Annotated in this window: 20 protein-coding genes; 16 read left to right on the forward strand and 4 right to left on the reverse strand. The window is 43.7% G+C overall.

Going from position 1 to position 21926, the window contains the following annotated elements; genetic code table 11:
• Positions 1-346: 346 nt before the first annotated feature.
• Positions 347-1825 carry an aminoacyl-histidine dipeptidase gene (locus AACS00_RS03010; RefSeq protein ID WP_110166495.1) on the reverse strand — a complete coding sequence of 493 codons (1479 nt, stop codon included), beginning with the start codon at positions 1823-1825 and terminating at the stop codon, positions 347-349.
• Between the two features lie 1028 nt (positions 1826-2853).
• Here AACS00_RS03010 and AACS00_RS03015 point away from each other — a divergent pair.
• The 14 genes from AACS00_RS03015 to pgpA all read left to right on the forward strand — a co-directional run bounded on the left by AACS00_RS03015 (position 2854) and on the right by pgpA (position 15394).
• The gene (locus AACS00_RS03015) at positions 2854-4146 is read left to right on the forward strand and encodes an NCS2 family permease (RefSeq protein ID WP_072670016.1); all 1293 of its coding nucleotides are present in this window, start codon (positions 2854-2856) and stop codon (positions 4144-4146) included.
• 36 nt (positions 4147-4182) lie between these two features.
• Complete coding sequence (gpt, locus tag AACS00_RS03020) at positions 4183-4647, forward strand: xanthine phosphoribosyltransferase (protein ID WP_072670015.1); 465 nt, start codon at positions 4183-4185, stop codon at positions 4645-4647.
• A gap of 113 nt (positions 4648-4760) precedes the next feature.
• Positions 4761-6008 carry an esterase FrsA gene (frsA, locus tag AACS00_RS03025; RefSeq protein WP_004394642.1) on the forward strand — a complete coding sequence of 416 codons (1248 nt, stop codon included), beginning with the start codon at positions 4761-4763 and terminating at the stop codon, positions 6006-6008.
• A gap of 92 nt (positions 6009-6100) precedes the next feature.
• The gene (gene crl / locus AACS00_RS03030) at positions 6101-6490 is read left to right on the forward strand and encodes a sigma factor-binding protein Crl (protein WP_072670014.1); all 390 of its coding nucleotides are present in this window, start codon (positions 6101-6103) and stop codon (positions 6488-6490) included.
• Between the two features lie 229 nt (positions 6491-6719).
• On the forward strand, positions 6720-7853 hold the full coding sequence (gene proB / locus AACS00_RS03035; protein WP_110166772.1) for a glutamate 5-kinase: 1134 nt from the start codon (positions 6720-6722) through the stop codon (positions 7851-7853).
• A gap of 11 nt (positions 7854-7864) precedes the next feature.
• Complete coding sequence (locus tag AACS00_RS03040; protein ID WP_110166496.1) at positions 7865-9115, forward strand: glutamate-5-semialdehyde dehydrogenase; 1251 nt, start codon at positions 7865-7867, stop codon at positions 9113-9115.
• A 156-nt stretch (positions 9116-9271) separates the two neighbouring features.
• Positions 9272-9721 carry a transcriptional regulator NrdR gene (gene nrdR, locus AACS00_RS03045; protein WP_072670012.1) on the forward strand — a complete coding sequence of 150 codons (450 nt, stop codon included), beginning with the start codon at positions 9272-9274 and terminating at the stop codon, positions 9719-9721.
• A gap of 14 nt (positions 9722-9735) precedes the next feature.
• The gene (ribD, locus tag AACS00_RS03050) at positions 9736-10842 is read left to right on the forward strand and encodes a bifunctional diaminohydroxyphosphoribosylaminopyrimidine deaminase/5-amino-6-(5-phosphoribosylamino)uracil reductase RibD (protein ID WP_110166773.1); all 1107 of its coding nucleotides are present in this window, start codon (positions 9736-9738) and stop codon (positions 10840-10842) included.
• A gap of 11 nt (positions 10843-10853) precedes the next feature.
• Positions 10854-11510, forward strand: coding sequence for a riboflavin synthase (locus AACS00_RS03055; RefSeq protein WP_072670011.1), 657 nt, complete (start codon positions 10854-10856; stop codon positions 11508-11510).
• A 40-nt stretch (positions 11511-11550) separates the two neighbouring features.
• A complete protein-coding gene (gene ribBA / locus AACS00_RS03060; protein WP_110166497.1) occupies positions 11551-12660 on the forward strand; it encodes a bifunctional 3,4-dihydroxy-2-butanone-4-phosphate synthase/GTP cyclohydrolase II in 1110 nt (369 codons plus the stop codon).
• Positions 12661-12799: 139 nt separating this feature from the next.
• Complete coding sequence (gene ribH / locus AACS00_RS03065; RefSeq protein WP_004394649.1) at positions 12800-13270, forward strand: 6,7-dimethyl-8-ribityllumazine synthase; 471 nt, start codon at positions 12800-12802, stop codon at positions 13268-13270.
• Positions 13270-13740: a transcription antitermination factor NusB gene (gene nusB, locus AACS00_RS03070; protein ID WP_004394650.1), complete on the forward strand. Its 471-nt coding sequence runs from the start codon at positions 13270-13272 to the stop codon at positions 13738-13740. Before ribH ends, nusB begins: the two co-directional genes overlap by 1 nt.
• A gap of 176 nt (positions 13741-13916) precedes the next feature.
• The gene (gene thiL, locus AACS00_RS03075) at positions 13917-14891 is read left to right on the forward strand and encodes a thiamine-phosphate kinase (protein WP_110166498.1); all 975 of its coding nucleotides are present in this window, start codon (positions 13917-13919) and stop codon (positions 14889-14891) included.
• Entirely contained in the window at positions 14888-15394 is a 507-nt protein-coding gene (gene pgpA, locus AACS00_RS03080) for a phosphatidylglycerophosphatase A (protein WP_110166499.1), read from the forward strand. The genes thiL and pgpA overlap by 4 nt, the downstream gene beginning before the upstream one ends.
• 71 nt (positions 15395-15465) lie before the next feature.
• Here pgpA and AACS00_RS03085 read toward each other — a convergent pair whose 3' ends face one another.
• The 3 genes from AACS00_RS03085 to map form a co-directional block, all read right to left on the reverse strand.
• Entirely contained in the window at positions 15466-15858 is a 393-nt protein-coding gene (locus tag AACS00_RS03085) for a DUF3461 family protein (RefSeq protein WP_072670007.1), read from the reverse strand.
• A 35-nt stretch (positions 15859-15893) separates the two neighbouring features.
• A complete protein-coding gene (gene glnD / locus AACS00_RS03090; protein WP_110166500.1) occupies positions 15894-18530 on the reverse strand; it encodes a bifunctional uridylyltransferase/uridylyl-removing protein GlnD in 2637 nt (878 codons plus the stop codon).
• 101 nt (positions 18531-18631) lie between these two features.
• Entirely contained in the window at positions 18632-19474 is an 843-nt protein-coding gene (gene map / locus AACS00_RS03095) for a type I methionyl aminopeptidase (RefSeq protein WP_072670005.1), read from the reverse strand.
• Positions 19475-20089: 615 nt separating this feature from the next.
• On the opposite strand from map, the gene rpsB reads away from it, so the two are divergent.
• Positions 20090-20818: a 30S ribosomal protein S2 gene (rpsB, locus tag AACS00_RS03100; protein ID WP_004394656.1), complete on the forward strand. Its 729-nt coding sequence runs from the start codon at positions 20090-20092 to the stop codon at positions 20816-20818.
• 121 nt (positions 20819-20939) lie between these two features.
• Positions 20940-21782 carry a translation elongation factor Ts gene (gene tsf, locus AACS00_RS03105; RefSeq protein WP_072670003.1) on the forward strand — a complete coding sequence of 281 codons (843 nt, stop codon included), beginning with the start codon at positions 20940-20942 and terminating at the stop codon, positions 21780-21782.
• Positions 21783-21926: the final 144 nt, after the last annotated feature.

Consider the following 21926-nt stretch of genomic DNA (forward strand, 5'->3'; position numbering starts at 1 on the left):
ATAAGGGGAGAAAATTAGCAGCATCTCGATACGATATTTATCGAGTCATCAGCTTGAATCGAGTCTGGTGAATAACTCGGGGAAATTCAAGGGAGCGAACTCTAGCAGTAGATAAAATCCGCAGCTAATGAATAAAATTATTCGTATCGACAAAAAAAATTAATATACCTTGTATTTTGTTCTATCACTGAATGATTCACTGGTTCAATCAATACGTTTGATGATGCGATCTCGTCAAGTTTATGATGGTTTCAGCCATCAAACCTGCATATTGATTAAATAGAAATCAGTTTATCTTCGACGATAGGCCTTGCTCATCTTTAGCAAAGCCTACCGTCATCAGTGATTAAGCTGGCTGTTTTGTTGGAATATGCTCCAATAAAGCGACCATTTGTTGCCAAAATAGCTCGACAGTATCTATTTTCACTTTTTCATCTGGCGAGTGAGGGAACTTAATTGTTGGACCAAAGGAAAGCATGTCCATATGAGGGTATGGCTTTTTGAATAGCCCGCACTCTAATCCGGCATGAATGACCATGATATTGGGCTTATGGCCATAAATACCTTCATACATATCACGGAAGATAGCCATGATTTCTGAGTCGGCATCGGGTTTCCACCCCGGATAAGCTCCAGAAAAACGAACGTCGGCCCCCGCCAATTCAGCGATAGAAGTGAGCATTCCTTCGACTTGACTACGTCCAGAATCAATCAATGAACGGATCAAACATAGCATGTTTACTTTGTCTGTTTCGGTTGTGATCACGCCGACATTAAGTGAGGTTTCTACCACCCCTTCAATCTCGTCACTCATGCGGATCACTCCGTTCGGACAAGCATTCAGTGCAGCAATGAAGCGTTGCTGATCGGCACTTGAAAATACGCCTTGGGTGGTTTCTTTCGCTTGATTAAAGGTGGTGATACTGGTTTCTACTTTACCTAGTTCAGCGACTAATAATTGTTGGTAATCATTAAACACTTGCTCTAGTTGAGTCTCCATTTCAGCAGGAATAGCGACAGTGATAAACGCTTCTCGTGGAATCGCATTACGTAAGCTACCACCTCTAAACTCAATTAAACGCAGATCGAATGCTTGAGCGTAAGTGGCTAGAAAACGGCCCAGTAATTTATTGGCATTACCGCGACCGGTGTGAATATCACATCCTGAATGACCACCTTTTAAGCCTTTTAAGGTTAATTGTCGGGTGACAAAACCTGTCGGGATCGTTTCACGAGTAATATTGAAGGTAAGTGCACCATCAACGCCACCAGCACAGCCCATGTAGACTTCACCTTCTTGCTCAGAATCGGTATTGAGAAGAATATCACCTTCCAGCCAGCCAGCTTGTAGACCAAACGCACCAGTCATGCCAGCTTCTTCATCGATAGTTAATAAAACTTCAAGAGGACCATGTTTGATATCATTTGAGGCTAGTACGGCTAAACAGGTAGCCATACCAATACCATTATCCGCGCCTAACGTGGTTCCTTTGGCTGTTACCCATTCACCATCAATATACGGCTGAATAGGGTCAGTCGTAAAATCATGTTGGGTTTCTTCATTTTTTTGCGGAACCATATCAATGTGTGCTTGGAGTACGACCCCTTTTTTGTCTTCCATCCCGACTGTGGCCGGTTTTTTAATAAACACATTGCCGATCGGATCGCGACGAACCTCTAAGCCTTGCTGATTCGCCCAATCAATAATGTATTGAGCGAGTGCTTCTTCATGTTTAGATGGATGAGGGATAGAACAAATCTTGTCAAAAAACTGCCAAACAGGGCTAGGTGATAAATTACTGATTTCAGAATGGAACTCAGACACAGATAACTCCTTTTTTTGATTATACCCCGATCAATGTGCACACTTATGGATGTTTTGCAGTGAAATAAGCTGAGATCGGAGCTGAAGTGATAATGAACAACAGCATACCACTATGCAGGATCGGGGAGTAGTGGATTTATTATCCTTCCGGAGTTTTACGATTATTGTTATCGAGCCGTTTATCGCTTTCGTTAATTTAGTCACACTCTTCTTAATGGTTGCTCAGTCGATAGAATGTAACACATGTCTTCATGTTGACTGCGTGGCATGATACTTACCAAACGGATGGGTATTAATGATGCCGTGTCTTATTCAATCATTTGTTTTTTAGGAGTGAAGTGTTCGATTCCCGTTAAGCGAGAAGCTAAGGCTTTATTACTGATATTTGTGTAATTAAATTACCAAAAGATAGCTTATTTTAGCGTTTTTTGTCTTTTTTGTGATTTTAATCACCAAAAGTGTTGTAATTAATTTTCCTAGTGGTATATTTATAACCAACTTCCCTAGTGAAGAAAAAATGCTCAAAGGATGAGTCCGATTTATCGCCTCCAAGGAACTGAGAAATCAACTTAATGACGTTTGATTTTAAAGGTGATAGTTATGAATAAAGGTTTATCTTGCGTAATGTTCTGGAAAAGCAACTCTGTTTTTACTAGCAACTTTACTTATCCGTCAAGCTTTGGTTATTAAATTAACCACTTGAAAGTTATATGTTTTTGTTCACCCCTATATTAGAATCTATTGTTAATCTACAGTGATTAAAATAATTCACCGCCATCTGTTCTCAGATGGCGTTTTTTTATGCTCAACGATCAATCACAACCTTTGGTTACTGGTATGATTTTTCTTCACTGGTAGCACTTTGCGAGTATTTATCCGTCTTTGTAGTGGATTCTATATAGATAGATAAAGTGGTTTTTTTCCTACAGATTGATAGTAGTTGTGTATGGAAATTATCAGTTGATAACTTTATAATTCCCGCCAATCGATTACGCAACCGTTTACTTTGTCTGTATTAGGATTCTACCATGTTGGAAAAACTGTTTAAACTCAGTGAAAATGGCACAACTGTGCGCACTGAGATCATTGCCGGGATCACGACGTTTCTGACCATGGCTTATATTATTTTTGTGAATCCGACGATTTTAGCGGATGCAGGAATGGACCGTGGAGCTGTTTTTGTTGCCACTTGCTTAGCGGCAGCGATTGGCTGTTTTATTATGGGCTTTGTGGCTAACTATCCGATAGCGCAAGCACCAGGTATGGGATTAAACGCTTTCTTTACCTATGTTGTAGTGCTTGGCATGGGGTATACGTGGCAAGTCGCTTTAGCGGCGGTATTTTGCTCAGGTATTTTATTTATCCTATTGAGTCTATTTAAGATTCGTGAATGGATTATTAATTCGATTCCAATGTCGTTACGCACGGGAATCTCTGCTGGTATTGGCTTGTTTTTGGCATTTATCGCGCTAAAAAATGCAGGAATTGTGGTCGATAACCCGGCAACGTTGGTGTCAATGGGAGCGATTACCTCTTTACCTGCGGTATTGGGCGCATTGAGCTTTTTCTTTACCATTGCTTTAGTGCATCGCGGTGTTAAAGGCGCGGTGATGATTGCTATTTTAGCGGTAACTATTTTAGGATTGATTGTTGGCGATGTCACTTGGGGGGGCATTATGTCTACGCCGCCAAGTATTGCCCCAACTTTCATGCAGCTTGATTTTTCAGCCGTATTTGAAATCGGTATGATTTCAGTTGTATTTGCTTTCTTGTTTGTTGACCTTTTTGATACCGCTGGAACGCTGGTCGGCGTAGCAAACAAAGCGGGTTTCATTGGTAAAGATGGTAAAATTCCACGCTTAAACCGTGCGCTACTTGCTGACTCGACAGCGACGTCTGTTGGTGCATTATTGGGCACCTCGAATACCACATCTTATGTCGAAAGTGTTTCAGGTGTGGCTGCAGGCGGTCGCACAGGCTTAACAGCGGTAGTTGTTGGCATTTTATTTATACTTGCATTATTCTTCTCGCCATTAGCGGGAATGATCCCTGCTTATGCGACTGCAGGTGCATTATTTTATGTCGCGATTCTAATGATGTCTGGCTTGGTAAGTATCGATTGGCGAGATCTTACTGAAGCAGCACCGACAGTAGTGACTTGCTTATTAATGCCTTTAACCTTCTCGATTGCTGAAGGTATCGCACTTGGCTTTATCTCTTACGCAGTGATTAAACTACTGAGTGGTAAAGGTCGACACGTTTCGCTTAGTGTTTGGGTCATGGCGATCATCTTTGTTATTAAGTTTATTCTTGAAGCGTAAATAGATTCTATTTTTAAACAATTAGGTTCAATCACAATGAGTAAAAAATTCGTAATCACTTGGGACAACATGCAAAATTTTTGCCGTGAATTAGCCCAGCGTCAAATGCCTGCTGAGCAATGGAAAGGTATCCTAGGTGTAAGTCGAGGTGGACTGGTTCCTGCGGCTATTTTGGCTCGTGAACTTGGCATTCGTTATGTTGATACCGTTTGTATCTCAAGTTACGATCATGATCATCAACGTGATATGACCGTACTGAAAGCACCTGAGCATGATGGTGAGGGATTTCTTATTGTCGATGATTTGGTCGACAGCGGTGATACAGCTCGTAAAATTCGCGAAATGTATCCGAAAGCTAAGTTTGTGACTGTTTGTGCTAAACCAGCAGGTAAAGATTTAGTGGATGAATACGTGGTTGATATTGAACAAGATACTTGGATTGAACAACCTTGGGATATGACTTTAGCTTACGTTGAGCCAGTGAATCGTAAGCAAAAATAACGACAATTATTGATTCAATCACCAGTTTCCCGCAATTAATCGACATATGGCCCTGCAAAGGGCCTTTTTTTTGATTACTATAAGGCCTAAGCGGTTTAACAATGAGATGCATCATGTCTGAATCAAGCAATATCAACCTATCAGAAACGCTCTTTCAACAGCATAAAGAGGCGAAAGAGACTTCCTCTCTCACGCAATACATGCCGAGTAGTAGTGAATTTTTTGAACAGAAAATGGAGCAAGATCCTTTTTCGTGGTATCGAAATTTACGTCGTTTACAGTGGGCTTGGTTAGGAATTAATCCTATCGATCAAGAAGAGGTTCTCGCCAACATGGCTTCATCTGAGCATTCTCGAAGTCATGAAAAGTGGTTAGATACCGTGATTGGTTATCATAGTGGCAATTGGACGTATGAATGGACAAAGCTCGGTGGACGTTACCATAAGCAAAGTGAAGCCTTAACGGGAGAAGCCGCAGCCGAGCGTATGTTTAGTGCTTCCCTTTGCTACAGTATTGCCGGTTATCCCCATTTAAAAAATGATACCTTGGCCATTCAAGCGCGAGTGTTGGCCAATGCTGCTTATAAACAAGCCTCTGAACTGACGCAGTATACGATTAAGCCATTAGAGTTTGATTATCAAGGTAAGAAAATTCTTGGTCACCTGCATTTGTCACACACTGATGAGCCACAACCGGTGGTGATCGTTAGTGCTGGTCTTGATAGTTTGCAAACCGATATGTGGCGTCTCTTTCGTGATTATCTAGCTAAACGAAATATTGCGATGTTAACGATTGATATGCCTTCTGTTGGTCACAGTAATCATTGGTCATTAACGCAAGATTCTTCTTGTTTACACCAAGCGGTACTTAATCAATTAGCCCCCTTGCCTTGGGTTGATCATCGTCGAGTTGGTTTGATTGGCTTTCGCTTTGGTGGTAACGCCATGGTCAGATTATCGTTTATTGAATCAGATAAAATTAAAGCGTGTGTCGCTATCGGCGCTCCGGTGCATGATATTTTTGTTTCTCAGCAAAAAATGAAACTGATGTCGAAAATGTATATGGATGTGTTAGCGTCGCGAATTGGTAAGCATGCGGTTGATATTCCGAGTTTATCGGCTCAACTGATGGCATGGTCACTGAAAGTGCAAGGCTTCCTCGCGACTCGACGTACTAAAGTTCCTATTTTGGCGTTAGCGATGGAAGGTGATCCGGTTTCACCTGCCAGCGATAATCATTTGATTGCGACTTTTAGTCAAGGCGGGCAATCAAAACAGATAAAGAGTGAAAGTCTTACACGAGGATATGAGCAATCCCTCGATTTAGCGATAAAGTGGCTGGAAGAACAACTTTGCGAATGACTTTTGGCTTAAATTAGTTAAGAGTGAATTGTCTGCGTTTTTAAGCGTATGATTATTAAAAGCAATAATCATTCTTAACAAGGAGAGTCTACATGTCAGAGGCAGCAAAATATCCGACACATTATCGTTTATTATCGACGTTAAAAGCGATTGGTCCTTATTTACGGGAAGGGCAGTGCCAGGAAGGCATTTATTGGTTTGATTGTTTAGCTTTTTGTATTAATGATAAAAAATCGCCTGAAAAACGGGAGTTTTGGGGCTGGTGGATGGAGTTGACGACGACCGAAACTGGCTTTGAAGCCAATTATCGTATCGGCCGCTATAACCTCGCAGGTCAATGGGAAGAGAGTAAGCCAACGGCGGCGGCGCTGCCTGAAGTGATTCGTACCCAAGAAGATTTTCATAAAAAGTTAGCTCAAACTTTGCAGCAACGTTTTGAATTAAGTCTGTCCTTGCATCAACAATCGACAGCGTTTGCTTAATTCTAGGTTGCCTGCTTGCTAAGTATGACAGCGTTATCACTTAATCATTGGCTTGTTGTATTTTATCGTGTCAATAAGAACACTTCCTTTACTGCTCACTGAGTGCTTAGCAGAGTAAGAAATAATTCCCACTAAAAAAAGGTGCTCTTTAGCACCTTTTCTGCTTGTGTAAGAGGCGCTGGATTGCTAAAACATCACCTCTTAAATGTTTTCTTCAACAGACAAAATCATGACAATGAATCAACAGAGCCAAACAGCGTTACAAACCATCGTTGTGAAGCTAGGAACCAGTGTTCTTACCGGTGGAACGTTAGCACTTGATCGCGCACATATGGTTGAGTTAGTCCGTCAATGTGCTGAATTAAAAAAACAAGGCCACAGTGTGGTGATTGTCTCTTCAGGAGCAATTGCCGCAGGTCGAGAGCATCTAGGTTATCCCGCATTGCCCCAAGCCATATCAAGTAAACAATTATTGGCTGCCGTTGGTCAAAGTCAGTTGATTCAAGCGTGGGAGTCGTTATTTGCGCTTTATGGCATAAAAATTGGTCAAATGTTATTAACTCGTGCTGATTTGGAAGATCGAGAGCGTTTTTTGAATGCGCGAGATACGATCAATGCCCTGATCGAACACGGCATTATTCCAGTGGTCAATGAAAACGATGCGGTTGCAACCAATGAAATTAAAGTTGGTGATAACGATAATCTCTCGGCCTTAGTCGGTATTTTGTGTGCAGCGGATAAGCTCTTATTACTAACCGATCAAAAAGGTTTGTTCACCGCCGATCCGCGTAAAGATCCTAGCGCAGAGTTAATCAAAGAGGTTAAAACCATTGATGACACGCTGCGAAAAATCGCGGGTGGAAGTGGTACAACATTAGGTACCGGAGGTATGGCGACTAAATTGCAAGCGGCTGATATTGCTCGTCGAGCGGGGATTGAAGTGATTATTGCTGCCGGCCGAGCGCCCAATGTCATTTTTGATGCATTAAGCGACACGCCACAAGGCACACGCTTTTTAGCTCTGGAAGAAGCTCTAGAAAATCGTAAACGTTGGATTTTAGCGGGTCCTGCTGCTTCTGGCGATGTGTATATTGATCAAGGAGCGGTTAATGCCTTACTAGCTAAAGGCAGTAGTTTGTTGGCTAAAGGGGTTATCAAAGTTGTGGGCGAATTTGCGCGCGGCGAGGTCATTTGCGTGAAAGATCAACAGCAGCATCTGATTGCTCGTGGCATCAGCACTTATTCCAGTCGCGATTTGAGTAAAATTGCCGGCCAACACAGCACCATGATCATCGATATTCTTGGTTATGATTACGGCGCTGAAGTCATTCACCGTGATAATATGGTCGTTATTCAAGAATAGGGAGAAGAATTGTGGATTTAATCGAAATGGGTAAGGCGGCGAAATTAGCTTCGTTTCAACTTGCTACCGCCTCGACCGCGCAGAAAAACCAAGCACTTGCAATAATAGCAAATGAACTGGAAGCCAATATGGGCGCTATTTTAGCGGCCAATGCGAAAGATATTGCTTTGGGACAAGAAGCTGGGTTAAGTGAAGCGTTACTCGATCGACTTTTGCTTACAGAATCACGTTTACAGGCTATTGCTCATGATGTGCGTAATGTCATTCGTTTACCTGATCCTGTCGGCAGTGAAATCGACAGTAAAGTCCTTGAAAATGGCATGTCATTAGCTCGCCGTCGTGTTCCGCTTGGTGTGGTGGGTGTTATTTATGAAGCGCGCCCTAATGTAACGATTGATATCGCCGCATTATGTTTGAAAACGGGTAATGCAGCCATTTTACGTGGTGGTAAAGAAACCTTTTTCTCTAATCTTGAGCTGGTTAATGTCATTCAGTTAGCCTTGAGTAAAGCCGATCTTCCAATGGCTTCCGTTCAATATATGCGTCAACCTGAGCGTGAATACGTTACTCAATTATTAACACTGGATCAGTATGTCGATATGATCATTCCGCGAGGTGGTGCTGGATTACATAAAATGTGTAAGGAAAACAGCACCATTCCCGTGATCATTGGCGGTTTTGGTATCAGCCATATTTTTGTTGATGAGAGTGCCGACCTTGATAAGTCGCTTGCGGTGATTGAAAACGCAAAAATGCAGCGTCCATCAGCTTGTAATGCATTAGATACCTTACTGGTTCATCAAGCGATTGCTCAACCTTTGTTAGAAAAACTGCAGCATCAATTGCACGATAAACTGACGTTAGTCGTCGATGAACATGCCAAAGCACTGCTTCCGGAGGCAAATAATATTCGCCTCGCACAAGCAGGAGACTTTGATAGCGAATGGTTAAGTTACACCTTAGGCGTTAAAGTTGTCAGTGGAGTTGAGCAGGCCATTGAGCATATGCGTGAGCATAATGCCAGCCATTCTGATGCCATCATGACAAATGATCTGTTCAATGCTGAGCGATTCATTAATTCAGCGGGATCCGCTGCTGTCTATGTCAATGCCTCGACTCGTTTTACTGATGGAGCGCAATTTGGTTTAGGGGCAGAGGTTGCGGTGTCGACCCAAAAACTGCATGCTCGAGGTCCAATGGGTCTTGAGGAGTTGACCAGTTACAAATGGGTTGGTAAAGGAAATTATTTATTGCGCAGTTAAAGCCATTTAACTAGTGAATATGATGAGCTGCTGTTTATCGATAGAGGCGCTTAACAAATTTGACTAAATCAATCAGGAAAAGGGGCTTATTGGCCCCTTTTCCTTTTGTTCATATGTCCATTTCCGGTACACTGATCACCTTGCTAGGGAGGTAATATGCATTGTCCTTTTTGCTCTGAAAACGAAACAAAAGTTATCGATTCTCGTCTAGTGGCTGATGGTCACCAAGTGCGCCGTCGTCGGCAATGTTTGACTTGCAGCGAACGTTTCACCACGTTTGAAACGGCAGAGCTAGTGATGCCTAGAGTCATCAAATCTAACGGTAATCGAGAGCCGTTTGATGAAGAAAAAATGATTGGTGGGATGCAGCGCGCTTTAGAAAAACGCCCTGTTAGCGCCGATGCGATTGAGTTAGCGATCAGTACGATAAAATCTAAATTACGTGCTACCGGAGAGCGGGAAGTGCCTAGTGAATTGATTGGTAACTTAGTCATGGAACAACTGAAAGATTTAGATAAGGTGGCATATATTCGCTTTGCCTCGGTTTATCGTAGTTTTGAAGATATTCGCGAGTTTGGTGAAGAGATTGCTAAATTAGAAAATTGAACGTGAGTCCGATGATGTCAAACTTTTCTGCTGCCGATTATCAAATGATGGCGCGAGCCATCCAACTTGCTCAGCGCGGACGCTTCACTACGGCACCGAATCCTAGGGTAGGGTGCGTAATTACTCAACAAGGCCGCATTGTTGGTGAAGGCTTCCATTATCGAGCAGGTCAACCCCATGCTGAGGTTTATGCATTACGAATGGCTAAAGAGCAGGCTCGTGGTGCGACCGCTTATGTTACGCTTGAGCCTTGTTCTCATTATGGACGAACGCCTCCTTGCGCTGAAGGGTTAATTCAAGCCGGAGTGACAAAGGTGATTTGCGCGATGCAAGACCCTAATCCACAAGTATCTGGACGCGGTATTGCTATGTTGCGAGAAGCAGGAATTGAAGTGGAAGTGGGTTTATTGGAAGCGGATGCCAAGGCGCTTAATCCGGCATTTATTAAACGAATGCAAACCGGAATGCCTTATATCCAGTTAAAGTTAGCGGCCAGTTTGGATGGACAAACGGCACTGGCTAATGGTGAAAGCCAATGGATAACCTCAGCACAAGCGCGTCAAGATGTTCAAGTGTATCGAGCACAAGCAGGAGCGGTGTTATCAACCAGTCAAACCGTGCTAGCCGATAACGCCTCATTAACGGTACGTTGGCCTGAATTACCCGTCGATGTGCAACAGCAATACCCTCATGCTGAACTTCGTCAACCTACGCGTGTGATACTTGACCGTCAGCATCAGTTGCACCCTGGATTAGCACTTTATGCAACCTCTGCACCGATTATTCGTGTAGCAGAGCAAGAGGCCGATCTGTGTGTGCCATTAAATCAGCATCAACAGCTCGATCTGCGTCATACCTTAACCGCTTTAGCTGAACAGTATCAGATCAATCATCTTTGGGTAGAAGCTGGGCCTACGTTAGCGAAAAGCTTAATCGATCAGCAACTGGTTGATGAATTGATCATTTACCTTGCGCCGAAAATCATGGGCAGTGATGGCCGAGGCTTATTTGGTTCGCTGGGTTTTACTCATATGGATCAAACGTTAGGATTAGTGATTCAAGATTGCCGTATGATCGGGCCAGACCTTCGTTTAACCGCAACTCTAACCTCACAACAATAAGATAACTGATTATGTTTACCGGAATTATAGAAGCCGTAGGGACCTTGGTTGACATGACCCGTCAAGGGGAAGACGTCACCATTACCGTTGCTACGGGAAAACTCGATATGAGTGATGTTAAACTCGGTGATAGTATTGCTACCAATGGGGTATGTTTGACCGTTATTGATGTCAGTTCACAGCATTATCGTGCTGATTTATCATTAGAGACACTTCATAAATCAGCGTTTGCTCACTATCAAATTGGAGAACCGCTCAATTTAGAGAAAGCCATGCTGCCTACAACACGTTTTGGTGGTCATATCGTGTCGGGGCACGTTGATGGAGTCGGTGAAATAATTGAACGCCAATGGGTTGGGCGAGCCATTGAGTTATGGGTGAGTTTGCCGAACGAGTTAATTAAGTATGTCGCTGAAAAAGGTTCGATCACCATGGATGGAATTAGCTTAACCGTGAATGGGCTACGAAAGAATGCCTTTAAGCTGACTATCGTACCGCATACTACGTCAGAAACGACCATTGACGGCTTTAAACCTGGGCGCAAGGTGAACCTCGAAGTGGATGTGCTCGCTCGATATCTAGAACGCTTATTGGTAGGCGGTCAGAGTGAGCCTGAATCGCCCTCTCGGATGACAATGGAATTCTTACAACAAAATGGTTTTGCGTAATCATACGTGACGCAATAAGACAAAATATAGGACAAGAGTCATGTCAATTAGTACCCCACAAGACATTATCGAAGATATTCGCTTAGGCAAAATGGTTATCTTGATGGACGATGAAGATCGCGAAAATGAAGGCGATTTAATCATGGCCGCTGAGCATATCACGCCAGAAGCGATCAATTTTATGGCGACTCATGGGCGCGGATTGATTTGTTTAACCATGACTAAAAGTCGTTGCCAGCACTTAGGGTTAGCACCGATGGTGCAAGACAATAACGCACAGTATACCACTAACTTTACGGTATCGATTGAAGCGGCGGAAGGGGTAACGACGGGGATTTCAGCGGCTGATCGCGCACGTACGGTGCAAGCTGCGGTGGCAAAAGACGCTAAAGCGGCTGATTTAGTTCAACCTGGACATATTTTCCCATTAGCGGCGCAAGATGGCGGCGTACTTACCCGCGCAGGTCATACTGAAGCTGGTTGTGATTTAGCCCGTCTCGCAGGGCTTGAGCCTGCGTCGGTCATCGTTGAGATTCTTAATGACGATGGCAGTATGGCTCGTCGTCCTGATCTGGAAGTCTTTGCTAAAAAGCACGATATCAAATTAGGTACCATTGCCGATTTAATTGAGTATCGCAATAACACAGAAACCACCATTGAGCGTGTCGCGCAATGCCAATTACCAACCGAGTTTGGTGAGTTTGAGCTGGTAACCTATCGCGATATCATTGATAACCAAATTCATTTTGCTTTGCGAAAAGAGAAGACTACTCAGCAAGCGCCTCTGGTGCGTGTTCATCTACAAGATACCTTTACTGATCTATTACGCAGTGATCGCAGTGCTGATCGTAGTTGGACGTTGGATAAAGCCATGCAACGTATTGGTCAAGAAGGGGGGGTGCTGGTGATTCTTGGTAATGAAGAGTCTACAGAGCTGCTTATTCATCGAGTTAAAATGTTTGAACAGCAAGATAAAGGCGCAGCCCCAACAATGGCGAAAAAGCAAGGGACATCACGACGAGTTGGTGTCGGTTCACAGATCCTCGCTGATTTAGGGATCAGTGATATGCGTTTACTCTCTTCAGCCAATAAGAAATACCATGCCTTAGGTGGATTTGGTTTGAACGTGGTCGAGTATATCAGCGAATAAGCCCGTTATTTCGTGTTTGTCTCGTTAAGTCTGCACGATAAGCCGCCCTTGTGGCGGCAAATTACTATTAGATATCGTTCACAAATTTGTGCTAGAATCCGGCGATTCTCACTTGATGAACAGAGTTAAAGGAAAGCTTATGAAAGTGATCGAAGGTGGTTTCCCAGCCCCCCATGCCAAAGTTGCGATTGTGATTTCTCGTTTCAACAGTTTTATTAACGAAAGTCTGCTGTCTGGTGCCATCGATACTTTAAAGCGTCATGGTCAAGTTAGCGACGAGAATATTACCGTTGTTCGTTGTCCTGGTGCGGTTGAACTGCCGCTAGTGGCTCAACGCGTTGCCAAAACAGGCAAATTTGATGCGATAGTGTCACTGGGTTCGGTTATTCGTGGTGGTACACCACACTTTGACTATGTTTGCAGTGAAATGAATAAAGGGTTAGCTCAAGTGTCGATGGAGTTCAGCATTCCAGTCGCGTTTGGTGTATTAACTGTTGATACTATCGATCAAGCTATTGAACGCGCAGGAACCAAGGCTGGTAATAAAGGTGCAGAAGCAGCACTTAGCGCACTTGAGATGATAAACGTTCTTTCTGAAATCGATTCCTAATGGGGGCCAGTGTGAAACCAGCCGCACGTCGTAATGCACGTCAATTTGCGCTACAAGCTATTTATTCTTGGCAAATCACTAAAGAGAATGTGGCGACTATTGAAGAGCAGTTCTTATCCGGTGGTAAGTATGATGAAGAAGAACATCATGCGGCAGAGCCTGCACTCTCTGCCCCACAAACTGATGTGACTTATTTCCGTGATCTGCTTGTCGGCGTTGTGCTTAATCATACCGAGCTAGATAGCAAACTACGTCCTTTCGTTTCTCGTCCTATGCAAGATCTTGATATGATGGAGCTTGCACTACTTCGTCTAGCGATGTATGAAATGACTCGACGCGAAGATGTTCCTTATAAGGTCGTGATTAATGAGGCCATTGAGCTAGCAAAAGTGTTTGCAGCAGAAGATAGCCATAAGTTTGTGAATGGCGTGCTTGATAAAGCCGCTCCTCATGTACGCAAAAAAGCGTAATTAGTTTTGGCATAAAAGGTCAGCATTCGCTGGCCTTTTTTATCGATAAAATCGACCAATGAGTCCGTCTACAACGGTTGAGCGAGTGTTATTGATGGGCTTAGTTTTACTAACCGCATTCACATCGTATGAATGAATCATTCGGTGGGTTCGTTGGTCTGGCTAGAGAATCATCCATGTTAGGTGAATTTAATTTTATTGAACACTATTTGGCGGCACGTCAACCACAGCGTAAAGATGTTCATTTGGCTTTGGGGGATGATTGTGCGATCGTCAATGTACCAGAGAATGTTCGACTCGCAATCAGTACCGATACCTTAGTTGCAGGAACCCATTTTGTAATGGATGCGAATCCAGCTTGGGTGGCACATAAAGCCCTTGCTTCTAATATCAGTGATTTAGCCGCGATGGGAGCAACCCCTGCTTGGGTTTCGATGGCGCTCACCCTACCTGAGATTACCCCAGATTGGCTTACTCCATTTTGTGACGCCTTTTTTGATTTAGCGAATTACTACAATGTACAATTAATTGGCGGTGATACGACTAAAGGTCCGTTGAGCATCACTCTCACAGTGCAAGGTTTTGTTCCACAAGATAAAGCGTTATTGCGTTCTGGTGCGAAAGTCGGGGATTGGATTTATGTCACAGGACAACTCGGCGATAGCAAAGCAGGGCTAGAGGTGATACTCGATGTGAACAAACGAGCTTTACCTTGTGCATCAGTGCTAGAGTCACGTCATTATTTGTCGACCCCGCGAGTACTCGCCGGACAAGCCTTGCTCAATTTGGCCTCATCAGCGATTGATATTTCTGATGGCCTAGTCGCGGATTTAAACCATATTTTAAGTGCTTCTCAAGTGGGAGCGAGCCTTGATTTGCATACTTTGCCGTTATCAGAAGCGTTAGTGCAGTTCACGGGAGATCCGCTTATTGCGCAGCAGTATGCGTTAACCAGTGGTGAAGAGTACGAGCTCTGCTTTACGGTGCCTGAAGAGAATAAGGGATCGTTAGCAAGCGCTCTGGCACATACCGCGACGCCTATCACCTGCATTGGTCAAATTCGTCCTCATGGCGTGTTTGACTTACTCAATCATGGACAAAAAGTCGACTGGTCGTTGACCGGTTATGATCATTTTAAGGAATCCGCATGAGTCAGCCTCTTTCTCGTCTTTCACTACGCAATCCATGGCATTTACTGGCGACCGGATTTGGTAGTGGTTTATCGCCGATCATCCCTGGAACAATGGGAACATTAGCTTCTATTCCTCTGTATCTACTTCTAGTACAACTGCCCTTGTTTGCCTATCTTTTCGTCGTCTTAATGGCGTGCATCCTCGGTGTGAAAATTTGCCAAGTAACGTCAACGGATATGCAGGTTCACGATCATGGTTCAATTGTTTGGGATGAATTTGCTGGTTTTTGGATCACCATGTCTATTGTTCCGTTACTGCAACTGCCAATTTTTGATTGGCAATGGATTGTCACAGGATTCGTTCTCTTTCGCTTTTTTGATATGGTCAAACCATGGCCAATTGGATGGTTAGATAAGCAAGTCGAAGGTGGTGTTGGGATTATGCTCGATGATATCGTTGCTGGCATCATGGCGGCTATTATGCTGTTTTTTGTTGGGCATTGGGCGGGATGGCTCAACTAAACTAAGCATAGTTAGGTTGTGCTGAACACTCATCAATAAGGGAGCAGAGGCTCCCTTATGGGTAAGCCAAACTACAGTTTGTTCAGATCCGCTTCAATTTCAGCAATTTTGCTGGCGACTACTTTTTCTAAGTGTCTTAAATCACTCAAGATTTTTTGTTTGATATCTATCTCAGTGACGTTTTCTCCAGTATTCTCATTACGCGTGAGTTGATTCAACTCATCAATGACTAAGGTAAGAGTACGATTGATTTCGCTGATTTCTCGGTATTGATGCGTCCCCCCATCGACCAAAACCGTTTTGATCTGTCTTGGGTATTTAAATTTGACACTTTTAGCAAAAAACTCACCTTTCTGTTTCTTGAAATAGATTTTTAGTACATCTTTTTGCGCTTCTTGGCGCAATGAGTAACGTTCAATCGTATGGGGTTGATCGATTCCCAAGCTGGTGAGTTGTGGAAACATAAGCATCCTCTGCATAGTTTTAGTTGATAGGGCTATCAAGCTTCTTGGTGCGAAGAAGAGAGCTGAGCAATAGTCTCAATTAATCGTTCACGTAGGGCACTTTGCTCTTGGTCTGTGAGTTTAGCACCTTGTTGATTGGTTAAAATAAATAAGTCCTCCGCACGTTCCCCTAACGTGGTGATTTTTGCTCCATGTAAATCTAAGTTTAATTCAGCAAACGTCGCTCCTATGGTGGCCAGTAATCCCGGCGTATCGAGAGCAACCAGTTCCATTAAGGTGCGTTTTTTGCTTTTTGTTGGTAAGAAATCGACCTGAGTTCGAACCGTGAAATGTTGCAGATTACGTGGAATACGACGCGTTTTAAGTCTTGTTGGGCGGCCATCGTTCAATACATGGATTAAATGCTTAATTAACGCATGATGACGGTTTTCTTCAATCGCTTGGCCGTTATGATCCAAAACCATAAAGGTATCCAAAACATAGCCGTCTTTACTGGTCATGATTTGCGCGTCATGAACGTTAAGATTTCGACGGTCTAATTCGGCGACCACCGTTGCAAACAATGCGGGCTGATCTTTAGTATACACAAACACTTCGGTACCACCGCGCGTGGCTTTTTTACTGATCAAGACTAAAGGCTCAGTGGGCGATGAGTGCGTTAAAATGTGCATACCATGCCATGCTATTTGTTTGTGAGTATGGCGTAAAAAGTAATCGGCCTTAAAGCGTTGCCATAATTGCTCTATTTCACGGCTATGGAAGCCTTCTTTACGTAGCTGTGCAGAAGCCATTTGTTGGTTATGGCGAATTCGCTCCCTGACATCAACAGGATGTTCAAGTCCGCGTCTTAAGGCTCTTTGTGTTGAATAAAAGAGTTCAGCCAGTAAGGTTCGCTTCCAACTGTTCCATAGGTCGGGATTAGTGGCGCAAATATCAGCTACCGTTAAACAGACTAAGTATTCCAGATACTCTTCATCGCGAACTTTTTTAGCAAATTCGATGATCACGTCTGGATCATAAATATCGCGCCGTTGAGCTGTGACGGACATTAATAAGTGATTTTGAACTAACCAAGCGACTAATTTAGCTTCTGGCTTAGAAAGACCGTGTTCGATACAAAAATCGTAAGCTTCGGTCGCACCTATTTCTGAATGATCGCCGCCGCGGCCTTTGGCAATATCATGAAAAATAGCTGCAAGGATCAGCAGCTCTTTTTTTTGTATTTTCGGGAAAATCTCACAGCAGATAGGATGACGTTGATGATTTTTAGGGTCATTGAACAGATGAATATGTTTGAGTAGACGGATGCTGTGCTCATCAACGGTATAGACATGAAACAAGTCAAATTGCATCTGCCCAACTATCTGACTCCATTGCGGCAAATAGGCGGCCAACACGCCCAATTTATGCATTTGTCCAAACGCTTTGTGAAGTGCATTGGGGTGACGGGTCAGCGCGAGAAACTTTTCGCGTGCAGCAGGAATCGTATGCAAAAATTTATTCAATCGTCGCCGCGCGGTTCTTAATTGACGCATCGTAGAAGGGGCAACCCCATCAATACTCGAGTCATTGGCCATGAGCAAAAACATGTCGAGAATGGTTTCAGGTCGAGCTTGAAAAAGAGCGGGTTTTCGAGCTTCAATTAATGAACCACGGCGCTGAAAGTCGTGGTTCATGATCTCTGCTTTGATTTCTTCACCACGGTTTAAGATCGCTTGATCAAACAACTTCAAGAGCATTTTATTGAGTTCGGATACGCGGCGTAAGGTGCGATAGAACTCCTTCATCATTTTTTCAACCGCTCGGTTACCTTCGCCAGTAAATCCAAGATGTTCGGCGACTTGAGCTTGATGAGCAAAACCGAGTCGATTGTCATAACGTTTCAGTTCAAGATGCAGAGCGAAGCGAACTCGCCACAAAAAATCTTGGCACTCGGCCAATTCGCGAAATTCAGCGTCAGTAAGAAAGCCGAAGCGGCTCATTTCATACAGTGATGTTGCTCCAAAATGGCGACGAGCAACCCAGCTCAAGGTGTGAATATCTCTAAGCCCGCCAGGGGTAGATTTAATATCTGGCTCAAGATTATAGGCCGTATCGTGATAACGGGCATGACGCTCACGCTGTTCTTGAATTTTAGCTTGGTAGAAACATTCACTTGGCCAAAAAGATTCACTATGAATGGCTGATTGTAAACGCTGGAAAATACGGTCACTACCGCACAGTAAACGTGCTTCTTGCAAATTAGTTGCAACGGTTAAATCTGCTTTGCCAATCTCAATACACTCTTCTACGGTACGCACAGCATGGCCTACTTCTAGGCGTAAGTCCCATAATAAGGTAATGAATTGGCTGACTTTACTGCCAATATCTTCGGCTAATCGTGTTGTGGAAACGACTAAAATATCAATGTCAGATAAAGGGTGTAATTCAGCTCTTCCATATCCGCCAACAGCGGCCAGACAGAGGTCATTGAGTTTGTCAAAACCAAAATATTGCCAAAGACGATTAAGGAGCATATCCATATAATCGGCACGACCAACCACGAGATCACTGACCGGATGGCGAGAGAGAAACGCTTGACGTTGATGAGCGGAGAAAAGATCGAGTTGCTGTTTTAATTGCTCAACCGTGAGCTGTTGGTCGGTGTAATTTAGTGGGGATAAATAAGCCATAACAGTGCGGTCCATGCAAGGGAGTGAACTCAGTATGAACGCTCAATCTAACAGAAATCAAGCGCTGAGCTCAAGCTCCCTTTACCGACTATAGGGTCGGATTAGGCATTGTGAAAAATACGAGGGATAGTCTCTTCTTCGCGTAGCGTGAGAATTTCACAGCCATCCGCGGTAACCAAAATGGTGTGTTCCCATTGAGCCGAGTTTTTACTATCGGCGGTATAGACGGTCCAGTTATCTTCATCATCCAGACGGCAACCAAATTTACCCGCATTGATCATTGGCTCAATGGTAAAAATCATCCCTTCACGAAGCAGTGTGCGGTCACTATTTTTGTAGTGCACCACTTGAGGCTCTTCATGAAACTCTGCGCCGATACCATGACCGCAGTAGTCACGAACAATCGAGAATTTTGATCGCGGGTTATTTTTATTATTGGTTTTGATGTACTTCTCTATCGCAGTACCAATTTCGCCGAGTTGTACGCCTGGTTTCACTTTTTTTAAGGCTAAATAGAGACACTCTTGAGCCACCAGACATAAACGTTTGTCGGCTGGCTGTACATCGCCAATTAAGAACATCTTTGAGGTATCACCGTGATAACCATCTTTAATGACAGTAATATCGATGTTCATAATATCACCATCTTTTAAGACGGCAGGGCGAAGTAGTTGACCAAATTGCGAGTCTTGTTCAGCTGGAATGCCATGACAAACGATATGGTTAATCGATGTGCAAATGGATTTTGGGAAGCCATGATAGTTAAGAGGGGCAGGAATAGCGCCTTGAACTTCGGTAATATAATCGTGGCAAAGTTGGTTAAGGTGTTCAGTGGTCACGCCAGCTTTGACGTGAGGTTCAATCATTTCTAAAACTTGCGCAGCCAATCGCCCCGCTACACGCATTTTTTCTATTTCTTGAGCATTTTTAATTTTTACAGACATCGGCTTTCTCTATTCAAATTTTAGGCACTGGGTGCTAATCGCAATATTGTAACAGTGAGAGAAGGAAGCGCAAGAAGTGGTGTAAATAAGAATGGTTAAGCTGTGGCGATGGCGGTTATGTTACCAACCTCATAAATGGGGGATATTCTTCACACTTGAAGCTACAGTAGTGATGGCTAAATTTATTCAGCCCAGTCACATGGTCTGTCTATGATTATGGAGATGATGAGAACCATCTCTGGATCTCACCAAAGGCTAGCCTACGGCTGTTCAAGTTGGTCATTCATTTCCCGCCTGCCGGCAACTCTCAGTTGTTTGGATATAGAAAGAATAGAAACGGTAGCGAGATCTTCTCACTTAGTCTGTCTGTCGATAAAGCAGGAGCAGAGGCGGTGCCGCAATTTTTGCTAGTCAGATTAGTGCTAAATATGGTATAAAACGCGCCGGAACATCGGCCTGATTTCTTCTGTTAAGGCGAAGCAGGCAGAATCCACACACATTTATCTTTAAATCACACACATTCCGACACATGTTCCGGGGTGCTTCCAGCGTTGTAGCGTTGAGAGGTCGGCGACATGGGGGATGTGGAGGCCTAACCCCATAGAGGATTATTTAATGGCAACTGTATCAATGCGCGATATGCTGAAAGCTGGTGTTCACTTCGGTCACCAGACTCGTTACTGGAACCCAAAAATGAAACCATTCATTTTTGGTGCTCGTAACAAGGTTCATATCATCAACCTAGAAAAAACAGTACCAATGTTCAACGAAGCACTGGCTGAGCTTGTGAAAATCGGTGACAAAAAAGGTAAGGTACTTTTCGTAGGTACTAAGCGCGCAGCCTCTGAAGCAGTAAAAGAAGCAGCGATTGCAAGCAATCAATACTACGTAAACAACCGTTGGTTAGGTGGTATGCTAACTAACTGGAAAACCGTTCGTCAATCAATCAAGCGTCTAAAAGAACTTGAAGTTCAAGCGACTGATGGCACCTTCGACAAGCTAACCAAGAAAGAAGCGCTAATGCGTACTCGTGAAATGGACAAGCTTGAGAAATCTCTTGGTGGTATCAAAGACATGGGCGGTCTACCTGACGCTCTATTCGTTATCGATGCTGATCACGAGCACATTGCAGTTAAAGAAGCAAACAACCTAGGTATTCCAGTGTTTGCTGTTGTTGATACTAACTCTAACCCAGATGGTATTGATTACATCATCCCAGGTAACGACGATGCGATCCGTGCCGTTCAACTATACCTGAATGCTGCAGCTGAATCAGTAAACGAAGGTCGTAACAAAGACGTAGCGGCAGTTGCTGAAAAAGACGGCTTTGTAGAAGCGGAATAAGAGCGGCTCTTAGTCATACTTAGCCTTTTGTGGAATACCACGAGGCTAAGTCATAGTTAGTATTGGGGGCCAAATTATTAGGCCCCCAATTTTTAATCCTGAATCAACTGAGGAATAGAGAATGGCTGTTACTGCTGCTCTAGTAAAAGAACTGCGTGAACGTACTGGCGCAGGTATGATGGAATGTAAGAAAGCACTCGTTGAAACCAACGGTGACATCGAACTTGCCATCGAAAATATGCGTAAAAGCGGTGCTGCAAAAGCGGCTAAAAAAGCAGGTAATATCGCTGCTGAAGGCGCGATCATCATCAAAGAAGCAGAAGGTTCCGCCGCTTTGGTTGAAATCAACTGTCAAACCGATTTCGTTGCTAAAGATGGTAACTTCCTAGCATTCGCTAACGAAGTCGCTGAAGCGGCGTTAGCATCAAAACCAAGCCTAGAAGATCTACAAGCACAGTTTGAAGATGCTCGTGTGACTCTTATTGCTAAAATTGGCGAAAACATCAACATCCGTCGCGTTCAATACGCTGAAGGCAAAGCTTTGGCTGCATACAGCCATGGTTCTCGTATTGGTGTTGTGGTTGCTGGTGATGCCGATGCTGAAACTCTAAAACACATCGCGATGCACGTAGCGGCTTCTCGCCCTGAATACGTAAATCCTGAAGATGTACCGGCTGATGTTGTTGCGAAAGAGCGTGAAGTTCAAGTTGAAATCGCAATGAACGAAGGTAAGCCAAAAGAGATCGCAGAGAAAATGGTTGAAGGCCGTATGAAGAAATTCACCGGTGAAGTTTCTCTAACTGGTCAACCTTTCGTTATGGAGCCAAAGAAAACTGTTGGTGAAATTTTGAAAGAAAAAGGTGCTTCAGTATCGACTTTCGTTCGCCTAGAAGTAGGTGAAGGTATCGAAAAACAAGAAGGCCTGAGCTTCGCTGAAGAAGTGGCTATGGCTCAGAAAGGTTAATTGCCTTTTTGATGACCAAGATAAAGACCGTGGCCATGGCTGCGGTCTTTTTACGAATATCACTCCCTCGACGGTTAAAGAGAGCGGTTTTCGAACTCACGATGGTAATGATCATCAATACATTTACGCAGTAAGTTTATTTAT

This window comes from Vibrio sp. 11986-1-5, assembly GCF_963878025.1.
GTDB classification, from domain to species: domain Bacteria; phylum Pseudomonadota; class Gammaproteobacteria; order Enterobacterales; family Vibrionaceae; genus Vibrio; species Vibrio injensis.